Origin of the sequence: Streptomyces sp. NPDC059010, assembly GCF_042740355.1 — a bacterium.
GTDB lineage: Bacteria > Actinomycetota > Actinomycetes > Streptomycetales > Streptomycetaceae > Streptomyces.
Genome location: NZ_JBHYJA010000025.1, coordinates 85,552 through 105,433, shown reverse-complemented (window position 1 = coordinate 105,433; position 19,882 = coordinate 85,552). Strand labels below are relative to the sequence as shown.

Annotated in this window: 19 protein-coding genes and 1 pseudogene; 12 read left to right on the top strand and 8 right to left on the bottom strand. The window is 72.3% G+C overall.

Annotated elements, in window-relative coordinates; all coding sequences use genetic code 11:
- The first annotated feature begins 4 nt into the window (after positions 1-4).
- From ACFWYS_RS26480 to ACFWYS_RS26460, 5 genes are read left to right on the top strand one after another with little or no spacing between them, the layout of a single operon-like run.
- Entirely contained in the window at positions 5-1,312 is a 1,308-nt protein-coding gene (locus ACFWYS_RS26480) for an MFS transporter (RefSeq protein ID WP_384773807.1), read from the top strand.
- Positions 1,309-2,160 carry a putative hydro-lyase gene (locus tag ACFWYS_RS26475; RefSeq protein WP_384773736.1) on the top strand — a complete coding sequence of 284 codons (852 nt, stop codon included), beginning with the start codon at positions 1,309-1,311 and terminating at the stop codon, positions 2,158-2,160. The genes ACFWYS_RS26480 and ACFWYS_RS26475 overlap by 4 nt, the downstream gene beginning before the upstream one ends.
- Positions 2,161-2,188: 28 nt before the next feature.
- Positions 2,189-2,947, top strand: coding sequence for a LamB/YcsF family protein (locus ACFWYS_RS26470; RefSeq protein WP_384773734.1), 759 nt, complete (start codon positions 2,189-2,191; stop codon positions 2,945-2,947).
- The gene (gene pxpB / locus ACFWYS_RS26465; protein WP_384773732.1) at positions 2,944-3,561 is read left to right on the top strand and encodes a 5-oxoprolinase subunit PxpB; all 618 of its coding nucleotides are present in this window, start codon (positions 2,944-2,946) and stop codon (positions 3,559-3,561) included. Before ACFWYS_RS26470 ends, pxpB begins: the two co-directional genes overlap by 4 nt.
- On the top strand, positions 3,558-4,427 hold the full coding sequence (locus ACFWYS_RS26460; protein ID WP_384773729.1) for a biotin-dependent carboxyltransferase family protein: 870 nt from the start codon (positions 3,558-3,560) through the stop codon (positions 4,425-4,427). Before pxpB ends, ACFWYS_RS26460 begins: the two co-directional genes overlap by 4 nt.
- 278 nt (positions 4,428-4,705) lie before the next feature.
- On the opposite strand, the pseudogene ACFWYS_RS26455 reads toward ACFWYS_RS26460, so the two are convergent.
- The 3 genes and pseudogenes from ACFWYS_RS26455 to ACFWYS_RS26445 all read right to left on the bottom strand — a co-directional run.
- A pseudogene (locus ACFWYS_RS26455) lies at positions 4,706-5,551 on the bottom strand (SGNH/GDSL hydrolase family protein); the annotation flags it as partial.
- On the bottom strand, positions 5,548-6,711 hold the full coding sequence (locus ACFWYS_RS26450) for a glycosyltransferase (protein ID WP_384773727.1): 1,164 nt from the start codon (positions 6,709-6,711) through the stop codon (positions 5,548-5,550). The pseudogene ACFWYS_RS26455 and the gene ACFWYS_RS26450, both read right to left, overlap by 4 nt.
- Positions 6,708-7,838, bottom strand: coding sequence for a glycosyltransferase family 4 protein (locus ACFWYS_RS26445; RefSeq protein WP_384773724.1), 1,131 nt, complete (start codon positions 7,836-7,838; stop codon positions 6,708-6,710). The genes ACFWYS_RS26450 and ACFWYS_RS26445 overlap by 4 nt, the downstream gene beginning before the upstream one ends.
- Here ACFWYS_RS26445 and ACFWYS_RS26440 point away from each other — a divergent pair.
- Positions 7,740-7,958 carry a hypothetical protein gene (locus ACFWYS_RS26440; protein WP_384773813.1) on the top strand — a complete coding sequence of 73 codons (219 nt, stop codon included), beginning with the start codon at positions 7,740-7,742 and terminating at the stop codon, positions 7,956-7,958. The two genes, ACFWYS_RS26445 and ACFWYS_RS26440, sit on opposite strands and share 99 nt — an antisense overlap.
- 102 nt (positions 7,959-8,060) lie before the next feature.
- Here ACFWYS_RS26440 and ACFWYS_RS26435 read toward each other — a convergent pair whose 3' ends face one another.
- Positions 8,061-9,479, bottom strand: a complete 1,419-nt coding sequence (locus ACFWYS_RS26435) for a HEAT repeat domain-containing protein (protein WP_384773721.1) — start codon at positions 9,477-9,479, stop codon at positions 8,061-8,063.
- A gap of 301 nt (positions 9,480-9,780) precedes the next feature.
- Positions 9,781-10,173, bottom strand: a complete 393-nt coding sequence (locus ACFWYS_RS26430; protein WP_272118490.1) for an ankyrin repeat domain-containing protein — start codon at positions 10,171-10,173, stop codon at positions 9,781-9,783.
- A 327-nt stretch (positions 10,174-10,500) separates the two neighbouring features.
- Between ACFWYS_RS26430 and ACFWYS_RS26425 the strand changes: the two genes are divergently transcribed.
- Positions 10,501-10,695 (top strand): hypothetical protein, encoded by a 195-nt coding sequence (locus ACFWYS_RS26425; RefSeq protein ID WP_004002760.1) that lies wholly within the window; start codon positions 10,501-10,503, stop codon positions 10,693-10,695.
- A 39-nt stretch (positions 10,696-10,734) separates the two neighbouring features.
- Positions 10,735-12,396, top strand: coding sequence for an ATP-binding protein (locus ACFWYS_RS26420; RefSeq protein WP_384773718.1), 1,662 nt, complete (start codon positions 10,735-10,737; stop codon positions 12,394-12,396).
- A 247-nt stretch (positions 12,397-12,643) separates the two neighbouring features.
- Here the strand turns inward: ACFWYS_RS26420 and ACFWYS_RS26415 are convergent, their stop codons facing one another.
- Positions 12,644-14,143, bottom strand: coding sequence for a PLP-dependent aminotransferase family protein (locus tag ACFWYS_RS26415; protein ID WP_384773715.1), 1,500 nt, complete (start codon positions 14,141-14,143; stop codon positions 12,644-12,646).
- A gap of 30 nt (positions 14,144-14,173) precedes the next feature.
- On the opposite strand from ACFWYS_RS26415, the gene ACFWYS_RS26410 reads away from it, so the two are divergent.
- The 4 genes from ACFWYS_RS26410 (at position 14,174) to ACFWYS_RS26395 (ending at position 17,804) form a co-directional block, all read left to right on the top strand.
- Complete coding sequence (locus ACFWYS_RS26410; protein WP_384773712.1) at positions 14,174-14,923, top strand: YitT family protein; 750 nt, start codon at positions 14,174-14,176, stop codon at positions 14,921-14,923.
- Positions 14,920-15,690, top strand: a complete 771-nt coding sequence (locus tag ACFWYS_RS26405; protein WP_384773709.1) for a glycerophosphodiester phosphodiesterase — start codon at positions 14,920-14,922, stop codon at positions 15,688-15,690. Before ACFWYS_RS26410 ends, ACFWYS_RS26405 begins: the two co-directional genes overlap by 4 nt.
- 57 nt (positions 15,691-15,747) lie before the next feature.
- Complete coding sequence (locus ACFWYS_RS26400; RefSeq protein WP_384773706.1) at positions 15,748-17,151, top strand: MFS transporter; 1,404 nt, start codon at positions 15,748-15,750, stop codon at positions 17,149-17,151.
- Between the two features lie 278 nt (positions 17,152-17,429).
- Positions 17,430-17,804, top strand: a complete 375-nt coding sequence (locus ACFWYS_RS26395; protein ID WP_003977404.1) for an RNA polymerase-binding protein RbpA — start codon at positions 17,430-17,432, stop codon at positions 17,802-17,804.
- A gap of 166 nt (positions 17,805-17,970) precedes the next feature.
- On the opposite strand, the gene fxsA is transcribed toward ACFWYS_RS26395, so the two are convergent.
- Both fxsA and ACFWYS_RS26385 read right to left on the bottom strand, forming a co-directional pair.
- Entirely contained in the window at positions 17,971-18,525 is a 555-nt protein-coding gene (gene fxsA / locus ACFWYS_RS26390) for an FxsA family membrane protein (protein WP_384773703.1), read from the bottom strand.
- Positions 18,526-18,630: 105 nt separating this feature from the next.
- The gene (locus ACFWYS_RS26385) at positions 18,631-19,452 is read right to left on the bottom strand and encodes a polyprenol monophosphomannose synthase (protein ID WP_384773700.1); all 822 of its coding nucleotides are present in this window, start codon (positions 19,450-19,452) and stop codon (positions 18,631-18,633) included.
- Between the last annotated feature and the right edge of the window lie 430 nt (positions 19,453-19,882).

Here is a 19,882-nt window from a genome sequence, read left to right as displayed (position 1 = left end):
CAGCGTGGTCCCCAGTCGCACCACCCCACCACCTACGGCACTCACAAACCCCAACCCCACAAAACACAACCGGCCCCTCGTCTCCGCCGCGTTCGGCTGGCTGCACGCCCTCGGCCCGCGCGGCCGCCGCGCTTTCGCGGGCGCTTTCGGTGGCTATGCTCTGGATTCGTACGACTACTTCACCCTCCCGCTGAGCATGGTCGCGCTGGCCGCGTACTTCGGCCTGGACAGCGGCCAGACCGGTCTGTTCACCACCGTCACGCTCGTGGTCTCCGCGATCGGCGGCGCCCTCGCGGGGGTGCTGGCCGACCGGATCGGCCGGGTCAGGGCGCTGATGATCACGGTGATCACCTACGCGGTCTTCACCGTCGCCTGCGGTTTCGCGCCCAACTACGAGACGCTGCTGGTCTTCCGCGCCCTCCAGGGCCTCGGCTTCGGCGGTGAGTGGGCGGTCGGCGCGATCCTTGTCGCCGAGTACGCGAGCGCCAAGCACCGCGGCCGCACCCTCGGCGCGATCCAGAGTTCGTGGGCCGTCGGCTGGGCCCTGGCCGCGATCATGTACACGGTCGTCTTCTCGTTCGCCGACGACGACCTGGCCTGGCGCGTCATGTTCTGGACCGGCGCGCTGCCCGCCCTGCTCGTCATCTGGATGCGGCGCCGGGTGCACGACGCCCCCCAGGCCGTGGCCGTGCGGGAACAGAGCGCCGAGAAGGGCTCGTTCTCGGCGATCTTCAAGCCCGGCCTGCTGCGTACGACGATCTTCGCCGGGCTGCTCTCCACCGGCGTCCAGGGCGGCTACTACACGCTCGCCACCTGGGTGCCGACCTATCTCAAGACCGAGCGCGAGCTGTCGGTCGTCGGCACCGGCGGCTATCTGACGTTCCTGATCTCGGGCGCCTTCATCGGCTATCTGACCGGCGGTTACCTCACCGACCGGCTGGGCCGTCGGCGCAACATCTGGCTGTTCGCGCTGCTGTCGGCGGTCTGCATCCTGGCGTACGCGAACATCCCGAGCGGCGCCAACACCCTGCTCCTCGTGCTCGGTTTCCCGCTCGGGTTCTGCATGTCGGCGATCTTCAGCGGGTTCGGGTCCTACCTGAGCGAGCTGTACCCGACGGCCGTGCGCGGCACGGGACAGGGCTTCACGTACAACACCGGCCGCGCGGTGGGCGCCGTCTTCCCCACCACGGTCGGCTTCCTGGCCGACAGCTGGGGCGTGGGCGGAGCGCTGGTCTTCGGCGCGATCGGCTACGGCATCGCGGCGCTGGCCCTGTTCGGGCTGCCGGAGACGCGCGGGAAGGAGCTGGTGTGAACCGCACGGACGACCGTCCGCCCGCCGTAGCGACGGCGGACCAGCCCGTCACCGCCGTCGACGAGCACGCGCACGCGTGGAGCCCCGCGACCGCCCGCGCACGATTCCGGGACGGACTCACAGGCCCCACGGCCGGAGTCGCGGCGGGCCACACCCAGGTGAACCTTATCTCGGTGCCCGCCGACTGGGCGTACGACATGCTGCTGTTCTGCCAGCGCAACCCCAAGCCCTGCCCGGTGCTCGACGTCACCGACGCCGGCTCCTGGACGACCGTCCTGGCGAACGGCGCCGACCTCCGCACCGACCTGCCGCGCTACCGGGTGTGGCGGGACGGCGAGCTGGTGGACGAACCGACGGACGTCCGCGCTCACTGGCGAGGCGATCTGGTGTCGTTCCTGATCGGCTGCAGCTTCACCTTCGAGTGGGCGCTGGCCGAGGCGGGCGTCCCGATCCGCCATGTCGAGCAGGGGCGCAACGTCCCGATGTACGTCACCGGCCGCCCGTGTCGTCCGGCGGGACGGCTGCACGGCCCGATGGTGGTGTCCATGCGCCCGGTGCCGCCGCAGCACGTGTCGGCGGCGCTGCGGGAGACCGGCCTCCTGCCCGCGGTGCACGGCGGCCCCGTGCACTGCGGCGATCCCTCGGCGCTCGGCATCACCGACCTCGGCCGACCGGACTTCGGCGACCCCGTGGTCCTGGAGCCGGACGACATCCCGATGTTCTGGGCCTGCGGAGTGACCCCGCAGGCCGCGGTGATGGCCTCGCGCCCGCCGTTCGCCATCACCCACGCACCGGGCCAGATGTTCCTGACCGATGCCCGCGACGAGCAGTACCGCATCGTCGCTTGACCACCGGACTGAGGAAACGACGGAATTCATGACCTCGATCGATCTCAACGCCGACCTCGGCGAGGGCTTCGGCCGCTGGCAGCTCACCGACGACGAACGGCTGCTGTCCGTCGTCACCAGCGCCAACGTGGCCTGCGGCTTCCACGCCGGGGACGCGGCCACCATGCGGCGGGTGTGCGAGCAGGCGGCCGAGCGCGGGGTGCGGATCGGTGCCCAGGTCTCCTACCGCGACCTGGCGGGGTTCGGGCGGCGCGCGATGGACGTGCCGCCCGCCGAGCTGGCGGCCGAAGTGGCGTACCAGATCGGCGCCCTGGAGGTCTTCGCGCGAGCGGCGGGCACGCGCGTGTCGTACGTCAAACCGCACGGCGCGCTCTACAACCGCGTCGTGCACGACGAGGAGCAGGCCGGCGCGGTCGTCGACGGCGTGCTCCTGGCGGACGCCACGCTGCCCGTGCTCGGCCTGCCGGGCGCACGCCTGCTGGAGCTGGCCGCCAAGGCGGGACTCCCGGCCGTCACGGAGGCGTTCGCGGACCGCGCGTACACCGAGCGGGGCACGCTCGTGCCGCGCGGGCAGGACGGCGCCGTGGTCACCGACCCGGAGGCCGTCGTGGCGCGCTCGGTGGGCCTGGCCCGCTCGGGCGTGGTCACCTCGCACTCCGGCACGAACGTCGAGGTACGCGCGCGTTCCCTGTGTCTGCACGGGGACACGCCCGGCGCCGTCGAGCTGGCCCGCCGGGTGCGGGCGCGGCTGGAGGAGTCGGGTGTCCGCGTGGAGGCCTTCGTATGAGGACGCGGCCCGTCGGCGACGACGCCCTGCTCGTCGAGGTGTCCTCGGGCGAGGAGGCCCGGGCACTGCACGCGGAGCTGTTGCGCCGCCGCGCCGAGGGCACGCTGTCGGTCCGCGAGATCGTCCCCGCGGCCCGCACGGTCCTGCTCGACGGCCTCACCGACCCGGCCCGTCTGGCCTCCGAGCTGACCGCGTCCGAGGTGCCGCCCGCTCCCCCACGCGCGCGTGAGGCCGTCGAACTCCCGGTGCGCTACGACGGCCCGGACCTGGCCGACGTCGCCGCGCACTGGGGCGTCTCCCCGCGCGAGGTGGCCCGCATCCACGCGGACACCGAGTTCAGCGTCGCGTTCTGCGGTTTCGCGCCCGGGTTCGGCTATCTCACCGGTCTGCCGCCGCGCTACGACGTCCCGCGCCGGGCCACTCCGCGCACGGCCGTCCCCGCCGGTGCGGTGGCGCTGGCGGGCCCGTACACGGGCGTGTACCCGCGCTCGTCGCCGGGTGGCTGGCAGTTGATCGGCACCACGGACACGGTGCTGTGGGACCACACGCGTGTGCCGGCCGCGCTGCTGTCGCCGGGCACACGCGTGCGCTTCGTTCCGGTGGGGAGCTCATGACCGACCGCGCGCTCTGCGTCGTACGCGCCGGGGCGCTGACCACCGTGCAGGACCTCGGCCGTCCCGGGCACGCCCACCTCGGAGTGCCGCGCTCCGGTGCGCTGGACGGGCCCACGGCGACGCTCGTCAACCGGCTGGTCGGCAACGCCCCCGAGGCAGCCGTACTGGAGACCACGCTCAACGGCTGTGCGGTACGGCCCCGTTCGACGGTCACCGTGGCGGTCGGCGGAGCCCCCTGCCGGGTCACGGTGGACGGACGCCCGGTGGCGTGGGGCGCCCCGGTGCGCATAGAAGCGGGTTCGCTCCTGGACGTGGGCGCGGCCGTCCGCGGCGTACGCAGCTATGTGGCCGTCTCCGGCGGCATCGCCGTGGAGCCGGTCCTCGGCAGCCGGTCCACGGACCTCCTGTCCGGCCTCGGCCCGCCGCCCCTCACGGACGGCGCGGTGCTCCCCCTGGGCCCGCCGACGCCGCTCCACGCGCGCGTGGACGTCGCCCCGCAGCCGGCTCCCCCCGCCGAACTGGTCCTGCGTGTGACGCTGGGCCCGCGCGAGGACTGGTTCACGCCGGAGGCCGTGCGGGTCCTCGTCTCCCGCAGCTATCGCGTGTCCCCCGCGAGCAACCGCATCGGCCTGCGCACCGACGGCCCGGCCCTGGAACGGGAGCTCACCCGCGAACTCCCCAGCGAGGGCATGGTCCTGGGCGCGGTCCAGGTCCCGCCCGACGGCAGGCCGGTCGTGTTCCTGGCCGACCACCCGACGACGGGCGGCTACCCGGTGATCGCCGTCGTCCGCCCGGCCGACCTCCCGGCCGCCGCCCAGGCCGTACCGGGCACGCCGGTCCGCTTCGTGGCCGTACGCCGCCGCTGACTCCCCCAGCGATATCTGCGGTACCCGCAGTACCCGCGACACCTGCGCTACGCCGCCTCCGGTTCCGGCTGCTGCTTCGGCGCCGAGCGCTGTCCGGGCAGCAGCAGTCCCTCGGGCAGGGACAGCTGGCCGGGCACCGTCAACCCCTCCGACGGCAAGGACCGCTGACCCGGCATCGACACCCCCTCCGGCACCGACCAGTGCTCGGCCGCCGGCCGCTGCTCGGACAGCGCCCGGTACTCCGGTACCACCCGCTGCTCGGCCAGCGGCGCACGCTCAGCCACCGGCACCTCCTCAGGCACCCCCAGCGACGCCAGCGCCCTCGACACCGCCTGCGCCGCACGCAGGTCGAGCCGCCCGCTGGTGCCCCGCGCGCGGTGCCGCATCTCGGTGGCGGCGAGGCGCAGCAGCTGGGGCAGCAGGTCGTTGCAGCGCCGGATCACCCAGGCGGTACCCGCGGTGGCCAGCCAGAGCAGGCTCGCCGACTTGGTGGGCGGCGGGAACTCGGGCTCGGGCGAGGGCGCCGTCTGTGTCGCGATGCCCCGGTGCCGCAGCATCGCGTGGAAGCGCAGGGCGATCTGCCGGTGCCCGCGCTCCCCGGGATGCAGCCGGTCCGCGCTCCACATCCCGCGGTCCATGATCCAGGCGTCGTCGACGGCGTGCAGATGCACCGCCCCGTACCGCTCGGACAGTGTGTGGACCACCGTGTTGACGGCCCGCTGCCTGCGAGCCAGCGGATGGCCCAGCACCCCCGGCAGCCCCAGCATCGTGCCCGGGTCGGGCAGGCAGGCGGTCAGCACGGCCGTGCCCTGCCGGGTGAAGGACGCGTAGACCTTGTCGAGGCGCTGGGCGATCTTCTCGATGTCGAAGGTGCCGCGCAGGGTGTCATTGACGCCCACCAGCACGGACGCGACGTCCGGGCGCAGCTCCAGCGCGGCCGGCAGCTGCTTCTCCAGCACGTCGCGCGTCTGCGCCCCGCTCACCGCCAGGTTGGTGAACTCGGCGGACGGCTCGGACAGCCCGCCGGCGAGCAGCGCGGCCCAGCCGCGCCACCCGCTCCCCACGGGATCGCCCACGCCCTCGGTCAGCGAGTCCCCGAGGGCGACATACCGGAGCGGTCTCATGCCGCGCCCTCCGCACGGACGAAGGGACGTGCCGGCACCGCCGCGTCGTGCGCGGTGAGGAAGGCGTCCACCGCCGTGCCCCAGCCGAAGCACTCCGCACGCGCGCGTGCCGCCTCCCGGCGCTCGCGCTCGGGACGGTCGAGGAGCATCTCCACGGCGTCCGCGAAGGCGTCCCCGTTGTCCGCCGCGGTCGCACCGGCGGATCCGATCACCTCCGGCAGCGCGGAGGACGCGCTCGCCACGACGGGCGTACCGCAGGCCATGGCCTCCAGCGCGGCGAGTCCGAACGTCTCGGCGGGCCCGGGGGCCAGGGCCACGTCGGCGGAGGCCTGGAGGGCGCCGAGCAGGCTGCGGTCGGCGACATGCCCGAGGAAGGTCACCGGCAGATCGCGCTCCTGGGCCCGCTTCTCCAGCCCCGCGCGCAGCGGCCCGTTCCCGGCGACCACGAGCACGGCGCGCACTCCGCGCCGGCGCAGGGACTCCAGGGCGTCCAGCGCGGTGCCGGGCCGCTTCTCCACGGAGAGCCGGGAGCACATCACCAGCAGCGTCTCGTCGGCACGCACGTGTGTGCCGCGCAGTGCCGCGTCACGCAGGGTGGGACGCCGGTTCATCAGGTCGACGCCCAGGGGGGCCCGTACGACGTTGCGGGCACCGATCCGCACGAACTCCCGCTCGGCGAACTCGGTGGTGCACACGACCTTGGAGTACGTGTGGGCGGTGCGGACGTTGAGGGCGTCGGCGGCGCGCCGGGACATGTTCTCCGACAGGCCCCAGGTGCGCAGTACGCCGTCGGCGGTCTCGTGGGAGACCATCACGGCGGGGACGCGGGCACGGCGGGCCCACCGTCCTGTCCACCGCAGCGTCGTACGGTCGGAGACCTCCAGGCGGTCGGGCGCGAGCTCCTCCAGGAGGGCCGCGACCCGCCGCTTGTCGAGCAGCACGCGGTAGCCGCCGGTGCCGGGCAGCATCGGGCCGGGCAGGGTGATCACCCGGCCCTGCTCGGTCTCGCAGTCGCTGTACTTCTCGCCCGGCACGATGAGGACGGGGTCGTGCCCCGCCAGCTTGAAGCCCTTGCCGAGCTCGCGCAGGGCGGTGCGCAGCCCTCCGGAGGCGGGGGCGACGAAGTTCGCCAGCCGGACGATCCGAAGCGAGGTGTTCATGCCACCACCGCCGGCCTCCGCGCCTTGAGCACGGCCTCGTAGTGATCGATGAGCTGGTCGCCGATGGCCGCCCAGGTACGGCCCTCGACCGTCGCCCGCCCGGCGGTGCCGTACACGGTCCGCAGCGCCGGGTCGGCGACCAGGGACCGCACGGCGTCCCGTACGGCGTCGGCGTCGCGCGGCGGCACCAGCAGGCCGGTGCGGCCGTGGTCGACCAGATCGAGCGGACCGCCCGCGGCCGGTGCGACGACGGGCACACCGCTGGCCATGGCCTCCTGCACGGTCTGGCAGAAGGTCTCGAACGGACCCGTGTGGGCGAAGACGTCGAACGAGGCGAAGATCCGGGCGAGATCGTCGCCGCCGCGGCGGCCCAGGAAGACCGCGCCGGGCAGCGCCTCGGCGAGCGCGGGCTGGCTCGGCCCGTCGCCGACGATGACGACCTTGACGCCGTCCAGGCCGCACACGCCGGAGAGCAGCTCGATGTGCTTCTCCGGGGCGAGCCGTCCGACGTAGCCGACGATGACCTCGCCGTTCGGGGCGAGTTCGCGGCGCAGCTTCTCGTCGCGGAGCTCGGGGCGGAAGCGGGCGGTGTCCACGCCGCGTGCCCACAGCCGGAGCCGGGGAACGCCGTGGGCCTCCAGGTCGTTCATGGAAGCGCTGGAGGGGACGAGGGTGAGGTCGGCGGCGGAGTGGACGGACCGTATGCGCCGCCAGGCTGCGGCCTCGCCGGCGCCCATGTAGGTGCGGGCGTAACCGGCCAGGTCGGTCTGGTAGACGGCGACGGCGGGGATGCCGAGCCGGGCGGCGGCGGCCATACCGCGTACGCCGAGGACGAAGGGGCTGGCCAGGTGCACGACGTCGGGCTGGTGCTGGATCAGCGCGGCAGCCAGGCGCCGGCTCGGGAGCGCGACCCTGACCTGGGGATAGCCGGGGAGCGGGAGGGAGGGGACATGGACGACGGGGCAGGGCGCCATGGAGGCGGCTGCCTTGTTCCCGGGAGCGGGAGCCGGTGCGACGACGAGGGGAGCGTGACCGCGATCGACGAGGTGTCGGGCGGTCTGGAGCGCGCAGTGGGCCACGCCGTTCACATCGGGGGGAAAGGATTCGGTCACGATGACGACACGCATACCGGTGTTGTCGCCGCACCGGACGTGGCCGCGTCAAAGTGGATCTTTCCGAACGACAAACGTCCCATGAGCGTTCCGCTGCGCACCCGAGCGGGTCAGATCGCGTCCATGCGCGCCTGACCCGCAGGTCATCGGGTGTTCACCCGGCGGGCGGTTCTCCCCGAGATTCACAGCGTGCGCACATGTCCCGCCCGATGATCAGCCGACCGTCGGGGCCGGTGATCAGCCGACGGTCGGGTCCGGTCCGATCCGGCTGCGTACGGCCGTCTGCACCTCGGCCTCCTCGGCCGGGTCGGCGGCGAGCCGGCGCAGTCGCTCCACGACGCGCGTGTCCCCGGTCTCGGCGTGCCGGGCGGCGATCTCGCGGGTGGTCTCCTCGCAGTCCCAGAGGCACTCGACGGCGAATCCGGACGGGAAGGAGGGATCGGTGGCGGCCAGGGCGCGGGCCGTACGGCCGCGCAGGTGGGAGGAGGCGGTCTCCCGGTAGATGTGGCGCAGCACCGGGGCGGCGCAGGCGATGCCGAGGCGTCCGGTGCCGTCGACGAGGGTCCACAGGGTCGGGGCGTCGGGACCTTCGCCTCGTACGGCCTCACGCAGGGCCGCGAGGACGAGGTCCTTGTCCTCGGCTCCGCCCCGGCAGGCGAGCATGCGTCCGGCGGCGGCACCCAGCGGATCGGGCCGTCGGGCCCAGCCACGCGCACGGTCGACGGCGGCGATACTGCGCATACGTTCGAATGCGTCGACGGCAGCTTCCACGACGGCGGGCGAGCCGGTGATCACGGCCGCCTCGATCAGGTCGAGGGCTTCCGGATCGTTGCTGTCGGCCAGGTACCGCAGAGCCGTGCAGCGGGCTCCGTCGGTGCCGTCCTTGGCGGCGGCGACGATCTCGGGCCGGTCCTCGGGACCCGCGACGGCGACGAGGCACCGCGCGGCGGGCACATACAGCGCGGCACCGCGCTCGAAGCCCTGCTGGGCCCACTCGAAGACCGCCTGCACGCTCCACCCCGGACGGGGCCCGGTAGGTCGCATCTGGCGTTGCCAGCGGTCGAAGCAGCCGGCCTCCTGAGCGGCACGCACACGCGTGGCGATCGATTCACGCGGATCCTCGGCCCACAGGCGCCACGGCCGTGGCTCAAAAGCATCGCGTACGGCGGCGGCCAGCTCGGCCTCGCCCTCGGGATCGGCCGGGAAACGCGCCAGGACGGGCGCCGCCAGAGCGCGCAGCCCGGCGTCGTCGTCCCTGAGCGCCAGTTCGTCCAGCGCCCAGGCCCAGCTGGAGCCCGAGGCGGCGTACCTGCGCAGCAGTTCCAGGGCGTCCCGCCTGCCGTAGGAGGCCAGATGACCGAGGACGGCGAGGGCCAGCCCGGTGCGTGACTCGTCGGTGTCGAGGGCGTCCTCGACGTCGAAGAGGTGCGCCTCGATCTCGTCCAGCTCGCCGTTCAGGTCGAGGAAGAGACGGGCGTAGTACAGGGAGCGGTTCTCCACCTGCCAGTCGTGGCGGGGGTCCCGCAGCACACAGTGGTTCAGGGCCGCGAGCGCCTCGGCGCGCGGGGCGGTGAGCGCGTGCAGCGTGCCGTCGCCGCGGCCCCGCTGGAGCAGGCCGAGCAGCGTACCGCTGGGCGCTATGACCGGTTCGAACATGGGAAACAGCCTCACATCAAGCGTCGACGCAACCGGGGTTCTTGCTTCACCTGGCCGCGTGACAACACGTCGGGGCGCCCGCCGTTTCCTGCTTGCTGTAGACCATTTTCCTCTGCCTCTCGTCAGTGGCCCATGCGGACCGCATCACGGTCCGCGTGGTGCGGCAACACCTGCCCAGCCATCGCGTCCGTGAATCACGACGTCATGATGACTCGGCACTTACATCTGCCGCGACCGAAATTTCGGCGGCCCTGTACCGCCTCCCCCGTTTTCTGTGTTTTCGCTGGTCAGCGAAGTCGGATCAGTGTGCGCCGAACAGTTCGAGCAGTTCCGTCTTGCCGAACATCCGGGCCGTGTCGACGGCCGAGGGGGTCCCCTCGGCCGGGTCGGCACCGCCGTCCAGAAGAGCCTTGATCACTTCCGTCTCACCCTTGAAGACGGCACCGGCGAGTGGTGTCTGGCCTCGGTCGTTGACACGGCCCGCCTCGGCGCCCCGGGCGAGCAGGGCGCGCACCGCGTCGGAGTGGCCGTGATAGGCGGCGAGCATCACGAGCGAGTCGCCGCGGTCGTTGGTGAGGTTGGCCGGAACCCCCGCGTCGACATACGCCACGAGCGCCTCGGTCTGCCCCTGCCGGGCCAGATCGAAGATCTTGGTCGCCAGCTCCACGACCTCGGGGTCGGGGGCTTCAGTCATCGGCCGGACCGCCTCTCACTACGAACACGGGGACTGCAGGGGAACTACGGGAACTGCGGTGAGCACGGGTACGGCCGGCGAGCGGTGTCGTCCGTACGAGTGATTCGCCAGGGTACTGGCTCGCGCCACACATGACCCGTCGCGCCCGCGGCAAAGATCATCGCAGACACGGGCCGACGCGACACCCAAGCCCATCCGCCTCAGGACACTCCGCCAACCGAGGGAAATCCGCCGGATTTCACCCAGTTGCACCTTTTATCGTATGGATACATCCTGTGAGCCTGGAAGTACTCATGGTGACTGTCCCCACAATCCAGGAGCACTCACATGATCCTCTCGATCTCTGGCGTCGTTCTGCTCGGCATCGTCGTCTTCATCTTCTTCCGCAAGGACGGACTGAAGGCGTCGCACGCCCTGATCTCGGCCCTGTTCGGCTTCTATCTGGCGAGCACGGCCATCGCCCCGAGTATCAAGGCCGGCGGCGAGAGCCTGGCGAGCCTCCTCGGCGGCATCCAGTTCTGACGCCGTACTCCCGCCCGTACGCACCTGTAGGAGACAGCAGTGGCCCGCCGCCCCCTCCCCCGCATCCTGAGCACAGGCAGCTCGCAGATCGCCCGGAGCCGGGAGCTGGCCCGGACGCAGTTCGCCCGCAGCCGGGAGCTGGCCCGGACGGCGTCCGACAGCGCCTCTGACGTCCTCCACCCGCTGATCACGATCACCCGCGGTCTGCGCCGGCTGGCCTCGGCCGGGCGGCGCAAGTGGGCGGACACGCCCAAGGACAGGCGCGGCATGCTGCTGTTCCTGGTGGCCTCGGTGGTCATGGTCGTGGCGCTCGTTCCGTACGGCCCGCTGCTCGCCGTCATCACCCTGATGGCGGCGGCGGCCTGGCAGGGCCGGGACCGCGGGCCGTCGGAGCCGGAGGGCCCCGACGAGTCGCAGACGGAGCGGCTGAGGTCGCTGTACGAGGCACTGGTCCCCTACTTCTCCGCCGCCGAGGACCCGGCACCGCTGTACGCCCACGGCGGCGAGTGGGAGAAGGCCTTCCCGGAGTACGAGTTCGACGGCACGGGACGCATCAGCGGGCTGCTGATCCGCTACCCGGCCTACTTCACCGACGGCGAGGCGGAGTGCCGCGCGCGGATCGAGCACCTGCTGACCGCGAAGTCCGGCCGTGGCCGGGAGTACCACTTCACCTGGGACGAGGAGGGCAACGAGCTCACCGTCACCGTCCTCGCGCCGCTGCCCACCGACATCGCCGCCCAGCGTTTCGTCACGGCCCCCGGCGAGACGGTCCTCGGCTTCACCGACCCCACCCTGGTGCACCGCACGCTCCCGCTCACCCACGGCGTGGAGCAGCGCGATGTACCGCCGGTGGTCTGGCGCACCGGCATCCGCTCCACCGAGCCCCACCTGCTGGTCGTCGGCCAGCCCGGCAGCGGCACCTCGACCCTGCTGCGCTGCGTCGCCCTGCAGGCCCTGCGGTACGGCGACGTCGTCATCGTCGAGGGCGGCAGCACCGGCGAGTACGCCTGCCTGATCGGGCGCGACGGCGTGCTGTCCGTCGAGTGCGGGCTGGCCGGGGCGCTGGCGAGCCTGGAGTGGGCGGCGACGGAGACGGAGCGGCGCCTGATCGCCGTGAACCGGGCCCGTCAGGCCGGCAACCCGCCGCCCGACGACACCAGACGCCCGCTGTGGATCCTCCTGGACCGCCCGACCGCGTTCACCCACCTCGCCGCGGCGGACCACCGCAAGGACCCCCAGTCCCTGCTCCAGGTACCCCTCCGGCACGGCCGCGCGGCGAACGTCACGGTGGTAGTGGCCGACCAGTGGGACGCCTTGGACACGCTCAGCGACGCCGTACGGCAGCACACGCGCGCGCGTGTCGTGCTCGGCCCCGCCACGGCCCAGCAGCTGGAGTCCGTCCTCGGCGCTCCCCCGCACACCACCCCGGTCACCGACGTCCCACCCGGCCGCGGCTACGCCCGCCTCGGCACGGGCCCGGTCCACCGTCTCCAGGTCCCGGCGACCCCGGACCCCTACGACGACGCCACCAGCGACGCCCACCGCCAGGCCGTGCTCGACCTGCTGCCGGAGCGGACGACGCCGGTGGAGGCGGAGTCGCTGGGCAGGGTGGAGAAGGTGGAGAAGGCGCAACAGGACACAGAGCCGGTGCCCGAGCCGGAGCCGGTGCCGGCGGATGCAGTGGTCGCCGAGACGTCGTAGCAGTCACGGCAGCCAGTGCTGCCGCGGCGAGACAGGCGGCACCCGGCCGACGCGGGTCGAATGCCCCCCCGCATCGGCTCCCACTCCGCTCACGCCACGAACGACCACGCAGTCCCCGCAGCACCGCAGTCGGCAGTCGGCGGTCCCGCGTGGCAAGAAGCGGCACCCAGCCGACGCGGGTTGGGCGACGCCCCACCCCGGCGCCGCCCCGATGTCGGGCCCACCCCCACATCGCCCCCCACCCCGCTCACGCCACGAACGACCGCACCGACTCCCCGTTCCCGCTGGCCCCGCTCTCCACCAGCCGAGCCGCCGCGGCCAAGCGCGCCGCGGCCTCCTCGGCCACCGCGCCCCCCACGGTGAACGGCAACCGCACATACCCCTCGAAAGCCCCGTCCACCCCGAACCGAGGCCCGGACGGCACCCGGACCCCCACCCGCTCGCCCACCTCGGCGAGCCGCGAGCCCGACAGTCCCCCGGTCCGCACCCACAAGGTGAGCCCGCCCGCCGGCACCTCGAACTCCCACTCGGGCAGCTCCCGCCGCACGGCCGCCACGAGCGCGTCCCGGTTCTCCCGGGCCTGTCCCCGCCGCACCTCCACGGCCTGCTCCCAACCCCCGGTGCCGAACAGCCAGTTCACAGCCAGCTGCTCCAGCACAGGCGTGCCCAGATCGGCGTACGCGCGCGCGGCGACCAGGCTGCGGATCACATCCGGAGCCGCCCGCACCCAGCCGATCCGCATCCCCGCCCAGAAGGCCTTGCTGGCCGATCCGACCGTGATCACGGTCGACCCGGCGGGGTCGAAGGCGCACACCGGCCGCGGCATGTCGAGACCCTCGTCGAGCCACAGCTCGCTCATCGTCTCGTCGGCGACCAGCACCGTCCCCGCCGACCGGGCCGCGTCCACCAGCCGCCGCCGCTGGTCCTCGTCGGCCAGCGCGCCGGTCGGGTTGTGGAAGTCGGCGACGACATAGGCGACCCGGGGCGCCGCCTCCCGCAGCACCTGCCGCCACCGGTCCAGATCCCAGCCGGCCAGCCCCTCCGCCATGGCGACGGGCACCAGCCGGGCACCCCCCTCCCGCATCAGCTGGAGGATGTTGGCGTACGACGGCGACTCGACCGCGATCCGCTCACCGCGCCCGGCGAACAGATGGCAGATGGCGTCGATCGCGCCCATCGCCCCGGTCGTCACCATGATCTGCTCGGGCATGGTCGGGATCCCGCGCGCCGTGTACCGTTCGGCGATCATCGACCGCAGCGCGGGCAGCCCGGCCGGATAGTCGCCGTGGGTGTGGGCGTACGGCGGCAGCTCCTCCAGGGCGCCCTGCACGGCACGGGTCAGCCACGGCTCGGGCGCCGGCAGCGCCGCACAGCCGAGGTCGATCATCGAGCCGAGCGCCTCGGGCGGCAGCGGCTCAAGACCGCGCGCGGGCAGCGGGTTCCCGGCCGGTACGGCGGTCCAACTCCCGGCCCCGCGCCGGGACTCCAGGAACCCTTCGGCGCGCAGCGCCTCGTACGCGGCGGCCACGGTCGTACGGCTCACGGACAGCGCGAGGGCCAGCTCACGCTCGGCGGGCAGCCGGGCGGCGACCGGAACACGGCCCTCCAGCACGAGCAGCCGAATGCCGTCGGCCAGCGCCCGGTACGCCGGCGGGCGCTTGGTGCCGGGGCCGGCGGGGCGGTCCTGCTGTGAGGTGAGGAGCCGGGCGAGCTGCGCGGCACCTACCGCCGAAGTCCACTGCGCCATGTTTTCCAGTCCACCTTCCCCGAATTGGCCATGGAGGGCGATGCATTCCAAGCCACAGGGTGTCATGCATCAGTCCACTACCACCACAGGGGGCACGTTTTGTCCACGCAGGGGCATCCCGCGAAGCGGCTCACGCAGGGGCATCTCACACGACGGCTGTCACAGCTGTACGCCGGACTCGCGCTGTACGGCGCGAGCTCGGCGCTGCTCGTCGAGGCGGGCCTGGGCCTGGAGCCCTGGAACGTGCTGCACCAGGGCCTCGCCGAGCTCACCGGCCTGACGATCGGCGTCGTGTCGATCTTCGTGGGGGCGGCCGTGCTGCTCCTGTGGATCCCGCTGCGCCAGCGCCCCGGCCTCGGCACCGTCTCCAACGTCTTCGTGGTCGGCATCGCCATGGACGGCACGCTCGCCCTGGTCCCCGAGGCGCACTCCCTGGCCGTACGGATCCCCCTCCTCCTGGCCGGCATCGTGCTCAACGGCGTGGCCACCGGCCTCTACATCGCCGCCCGCTTCGGACCGGGTCCCCGGGACGGCCTCATGACCGGTCTGCACCAGCGCACCGGCCGCTCGGTCCGGCTGATGCGTACAGCCGTCGAGATCGCGGTCGTCGCCACCGGCTTCGCGCTGGGCGGCACGGTCGGCGTCGGCACCGTCCTCTACGCCCTGTCCATCGGCCCGCTCGCCCAGCTGTTCCTACGGGTGTTCGCCGTCCCCGCGGCATCCGACGGCAGCACGGTCGTTGCCACCGGGCAACCCCGGGGAGCGATACTGCGTCCGTGAGCACCACGCGGATACGCCACCCCTATCTCGACCACCCCGGCCCCATCCCGTTCGCCCACCGGGGCGGGGCGGCGGACGGTCTGGAGAACACCGTGCTGCAGTTCCGGCGCGCGGTCGACCTGGGCTACCGGTACATCGAGACCGACGTCCACACCACGCGCGACGGCAAGATCGTCGCCTTCCACGACTCGACGCTGGACCGGGTGACGGACGGGGCGGGCCGGATCGCCGACCTGCCCTGGGCAGACGTACGGGACGCGCGCGTGGCGGGCAAGGAGCCGGTGCCGCTCTTCGAGGAGCTCCTGGAGACCTTCCCCGACGCACGCTGGAACGTCGACCTCAAGGCGGAGCCGGCGCTCCACCCCTTCCTGGACCTCATCGAGCGCATGAATGCCTGGGACCGCATCTGCGTGGGCTCCTTCTCCGAGGCCCGCGTCATCCGCGCCCAGCGCCTGGCCGGACCGCGCCTGGCGACGTCGTACGGCACCCGGGGTGTCCTCAATCTGCGGCTGCGCTCCTGGGGTGTGCCGGCCGCGCTGCGCCGTTCGGCCGTCGCCGCCCAGGTTCCCGAGGCGCAGTCCGGCATCCAGGTGGTGGACCACCGCTTCGTACGGGCCGCCCACGCGCTCGGGCTCCAGGTGCACGTGTGGACCATCAATGATCCCGATGCGATGCACCGGCTCCTGGACCTGGGAGTCGATGGCATCATGACCGATCACATCGACACGTTGCGCAAGGTCATGGAGGACCGGGGCGTCTGGGTCTGACCCTGTCGCCGGCTCCGCCCTCGCGCGGGATCTTCACGGGGAAGCGAGGGGCGCGGGGTGGGCATCGACACCGTGCGGACGGAGGCCGCGGACGACGCCGGGGGCCGCCGCCGCGAGCAACGCGGCTGGTACTTCTACGACTGGGCGTGCTCCGTCTACTCGACGAGCGTGCTCACCGTGTTCCTCGGCCCCTATCTGACGTCGGTCGCCGAGGAGGCGGCGGACGCGGACGGGTTCGTCCACCCCTTGGGCATCCCGGTGCGCGCCGGGTCCTTCTTCGCGTACTCGGTGTCCCTGTCGGTGATCGTCGCCGTCCTGGTGATGCCCCTGGTGGGCGCGGCGGCCGACCGCACCGGCCGCAAGAAGCCCCTCCTCGCGGCCTCCGCCTACCTGGGGGCCACCGCCACCACCGCCATGTTCTTCCTCGGCGGCGACCGCTACCTCCTCGGTGGCCTCCTGCTGATCGTCGCGAACGCGGCCCAGTCGGTCGCGATGATGCTCTACAACTCCTACCTCCCGCAGATCGCCCCGCCCGAGGAGCGCGACGCGGTCTCCTCCCGGGGCTGGGCCTTCGGCTACGCGTCGGGCTCGCTGATGCTGATCGTGAACCTGGTCCTGTACCTGGCCCACGACTCCTTCTCAGTCTCCGAGGGCACGGCCGTCCGTATCTGTCTCGCGTCGGCCGGACTGTGGTGGGGCGGCTTCGCGATCATCCCGCTACGACGCCTGCGCGACCGCCGGTCCACGAGCGCGGAAGCCGGGAAGGAGCCGGGCGGGAAGGAGCCGGGTGCGCCGGAGCCGGGCGGGAAGCGACCGAGCGCCATGGGCTTCCGGCAGCTCGCCGCCACCGTCCGCGACATGCGCCGCCACCCCCTGACGCTCGCCTTCCTCCTCGCCTACCTCATCTACAACGACGGCATCCAGACGGTGATCTCCCAGGCGTCGATCTACGGCTCCGAGGAGCTGGACCTCTCCCAGTCCACCCTCATCGTCGCCGTCCTGCTGGTCCAGGTGCTGGCGGTGGCGGGCGCGCTGGCGATGGGGCGGCTGGCCCGGACCTACGGCGCCAAGCGGACGATCCTCGGCTCACTGGTGGCGTGGACGGTGGTGCTGGCGGCCGGGTACTTCCTGCCGGCCGGGGTCCCGGTGTGGTTCTTCGTGCTGGCGGCCGGCATCGGGCTGGTCCTGGGCGGCAGCCAGGCCCTGTCCCGGTCGCTGTTCTCCCATCTCGTCCCGCCGGGCAAGGAGGCCGAATATTTCTCGGCGTACGAGATGAGCGACCGCGGTATGAGCTGGCTGGGCCCGCTGCTGTTCGGGCTCACCTACCAGCTGACCGGAAGTTATCGGGACGCGATCATCTCGCTCGTGGCCTTCTTCGTCATCGGGTTCGCCCTGCTCGCGAGGGTTCCGGTGCGGCGGGCGATCAACGACGCGGGCAATCCGGTGCCACCGACGATTTAGCGTTCCGAGCGAAAGGGCGGTAGTGTACGCGTTTGGCCTGCCAGGCGTACCGTTACTGCGCGTCAAAGATGCCGAAACGCTGGGTCACATCTGCTAGCAGATGTGACAAACCGGGCGCCGGTGGGTACGACATTGGTCAGCAAGGCTGCGGCTACGACGGCGACGCATCACCCGGAACGGGACACCGATCGGGAATCTTTACCGCCGACCGGACGTTGACCGGATGACGACGACAGCGACACCTGTCCTGTGGGCGACAAGCCCGGGAGGCACGATTCATGAGTGAGCGAGCTCTTCGCGGCACGCGCCTCGTGGTGACCAGCTACGAGACGGACCGCGGCATCGACCTGGCCCCGCGCCAGGCCGTGGAGTACGCATGCGAGAAGGGGCACCGGTTCGAGATGCCCTTCTCGGTCGAGGCGGAGATCCCGCCGGAGTGGGAGTGCAAGGTCTGCGGGGCCCAGGCACTCCTCGTGGATGGCGACGGCCCTGAAGAGAAGAAGGCCAAGCCCGCGCGTACGCATTGGGACATGCTGATGGAGCGGCGTACCCGCGAGGAACTCGAAGAGGTCCTTGAGGAGCGACTTGCTGTTCTCCGGTCCGGGGCGATGAACATCGCAGTTCATCCCCGGGACAGCCGCAAGTCAGCCTAGGTCCCTGCGCGCGGCTTGGGTGGATTTACCAGGCACCGCGTGTAACCGCGGGCGCCGTACGTGAACGTGACGTACGGCGCCCGCGGTTTGCTGTGCCCAAAAAGCCCGAAAAGCAAAAAAAGAGACCCGGCGCTCAGTGGCGCCGGGCTTCCGCGATGTCAGCGCGTCAACGCGTCAGCGGCGGCACAGGGCCCTGCGGCTCGTCCCCCGGCTGGTCCCTGACGACCTCACCCGGCACGATCTTGCCGTCGGGGCGATGGATGCGCGCCTGCTGGAAGGCATCGCCGAACGAACCGGCGCTCGCCGCCCGGAGCTTTCGGTCGACGGTCCGCTCCGCATAGCGGCTCAGGGTCTTCTGGACCGGCGGGATCAGCAGGATCAGCCCCAGCGCGTCCGAGACCAGACCGGGCAGCATGATCAGCAGGCCGCCCAGCATCATCAGACCGTTGCCGCCGCCGCTCTCCGGGGTGCCGCCGCGTTGCAACGCCTCGTTCAGGGCCTGGAAGGCGCGTCGGCCCGCCCGCTTGACGACCACCGAGCCGAGCACGAGGCCGCCGAGCAGCAGCAGGAACACCACGAGCCCGCTCGTCGCGTCCGCGACCACGGTCAGCAGCCAGATCTCCAGCACCAGCCACGCGGCGACGCCCAGCGGCAGGAAGGTACGCAGCCGGGAGCGCCGGGGCCGGGCGGGATAGGTGGGGGTCGGTGCGCCAGTCGTCATGCGTCCAGTGTGCCTGGGCCCGGCTCAGAGCGGGATAAGGGCAAGACCGGCGCCGTCTGTGCGGATGTGGGCCCGCGGCTGTGAACGCCGCTGCGACGACCGCTGCTACGACGACCGCTGCCGCGATGCCGACGACGGCTTCGAGCGGCGGGCCATCAGCTTGCCCACCCGCTCCTGCGCGCCCCACGACGTGACCCGCCACAGCGCCTCGACCAGGATGTCGCGACTCATCTTCGAGTCACCGAGTTCGCGCTCGACGAACGTGATCGGCACCTCGACCACATGGAAGCCGGCCTTGACCGCACGGCGGGCGAGGTCGACCTGGAAGCAGTAGCCCTGGGAGGCGACGTCGGCGAGGCCGAGGCCCTCCAGGGTCTCGCGGCGGAAGGCGCGGTAGCCGCCGGTGATGTCCCGCAGCGGGAGATCCAGCGCGAGCCGGGAGTAGAGGCTGCCGCCGCGGGAGATGAACTCACGGGACTTCGGCCAGTTCACCACCCGGCCGCCCGGTACCCAGCGCGAGCCGAGGACCAGGTCGGCTCCCTTGAGGGCGGTCAGCAGGCGGGGCAGTTCCTCGGGCTGGTGGGAGCCGTCGGCGTCCATCTCGATCAGGACGCCGTAGCCCTTCTCCATGCCCCAGCGGAAGCCCGCGAGGTAGGCGGCGCCAAGGCCTTCCTTGCCCTTGCGGTGCATGACCTGGACCTGGTCGTCCTCGGCGGCCAGTTCGTCGGCGAGCTTGCCGGTGCCGTCGGGGCTGTTGTCGTCGGCCACGAGCACATGCGCCTCGGGCACCGCCTTGCGGACCCGGCCGACGATGCTCTTGATGTTCTCCGCCTCGTTGTAGGTCGGAATGATCACCAACGCCGTGCCGAGCGGACCGAACCGCTTTCCCCGGTCCTGTGCCGCGAGGTCCCCGTCGCCGTCGTTCACTGCTGCCCCTTCACATCCGTACGCAGACGTCCACCATAGTGGGCGCTGCCTGGGCTGACGCGACAGCACGTTCGTATGGTGGTGTCGATTCCACAAGAGCGGGGTAAGGCTGGGTTTTCCGGGGCCGGTTCGGGACCGGTCGACACCGGTACGTCGCTTTCGCACCCTGTACCGAGGTTCGCGCCTTCTGCGGATGGGGGCCCGGCGCCCTTCGGGCCGACCTGGGACCCGCTGGCTGCGGATCGACCGAAAGCCGTTGTCTACTGAGCGCCCGGGCCCCACCCGGGTCACACCTCCCCGATCGGCCGCGACGTTCCGTCGTCGCCGCGCGGACGCTGAGCCTGGCTCCCAGTGGCGGTGCCCGGTGCGGCACACCGTCCCTGACCCAGCGGCGTTGCGACGGGTTCCCGGAAGTTCCGCGGTGGCCCGG

Bases quoted from the DNA above. Each gene is read 5' to 3' on its own strand.
- ACFWYS_RS26470 (WP_384773734.1), top strand. From the start codon at position 2,189: ATGACCTCGATCGATCTCAACGCCGACCTCGGCGAGGGCTTCGGCCGC.
- pxpB (WP_384773732.1), top strand. From the start codon at position 2,944: ATGAGGACGCGGCCCGTCGGCGACGACGCCCTGCTCGTCGAGGTGTCC.
- ACFWYS_RS26460 (WP_384773729.1), top strand. From the start codon at position 3,558: ATGACCGACCGCGCGCTCTGCGTCGTACGCGCCGGGGCGCTGACCACC.
- ACFWYS_RS26450 (WP_384773727.1), bottom strand. From the start codon at position 6,711: ATGAACACCTCGCTTCGGATCGTCCGGCTGGCGAACTTCGTCGCCCCC.
- ACFWYS_RS26445 (WP_384773724.1), bottom strand. From the start codon at position 7,838: ATGCGTGTCGTCATCGTGACCGAATCCTTTCCCCCCGATGTGAACGGC.
- ACFWYS_RS26435 (WP_384773721.1), bottom strand. From the start codon at position 9,479: ATGTTCGAACCGGTCATAGCGCCCAGCGGTACGCTGCTCGGCCTGCTC.
- ACFWYS_RS26430 (WP_272118490.1), bottom strand. From the start codon at position 10,173: ATGACTGAAGCCCCCGACCCCGAGGTCGTGGAGCTGGCGACCAAGATC.
- ACFWYS_RS26425 (WP_004002760.1), top strand. From the start codon at position 10,501: ATGATCCTCTCGATCTCTGGCGTCGTTCTGCTCGGCATCGTCGTCTTC.
- ACFWYS_RS26415 (WP_384773715.1), bottom strand. From the start codon at position 14,143: ATGGCGCAGTGGACTTCGGCGGTAGGTGCCGCGCAGCTCGCCCGGCTC.
- ACFWYS_RS26410 (WP_384773712.1), top strand. From the start codon at position 14,174: ATGGAGGGCGATGCATTCCAAGCCACAGGGTGTCATGCATCAGTCCAC.
- ACFWYS_RS26395 (WP_003977404.1), top strand. From the start codon at position 17,430: ATGAGTGAGCGAGCTCTTCGCGGCACGCGCCTCGTGGTGACCAGCTAC.
- fxsA (WP_384773703.1), bottom strand. From the start codon at position 18,525: ATGACGACTGGCGCACCGACCCCCACCTATCCCGCCCGGCCCCGGCGC.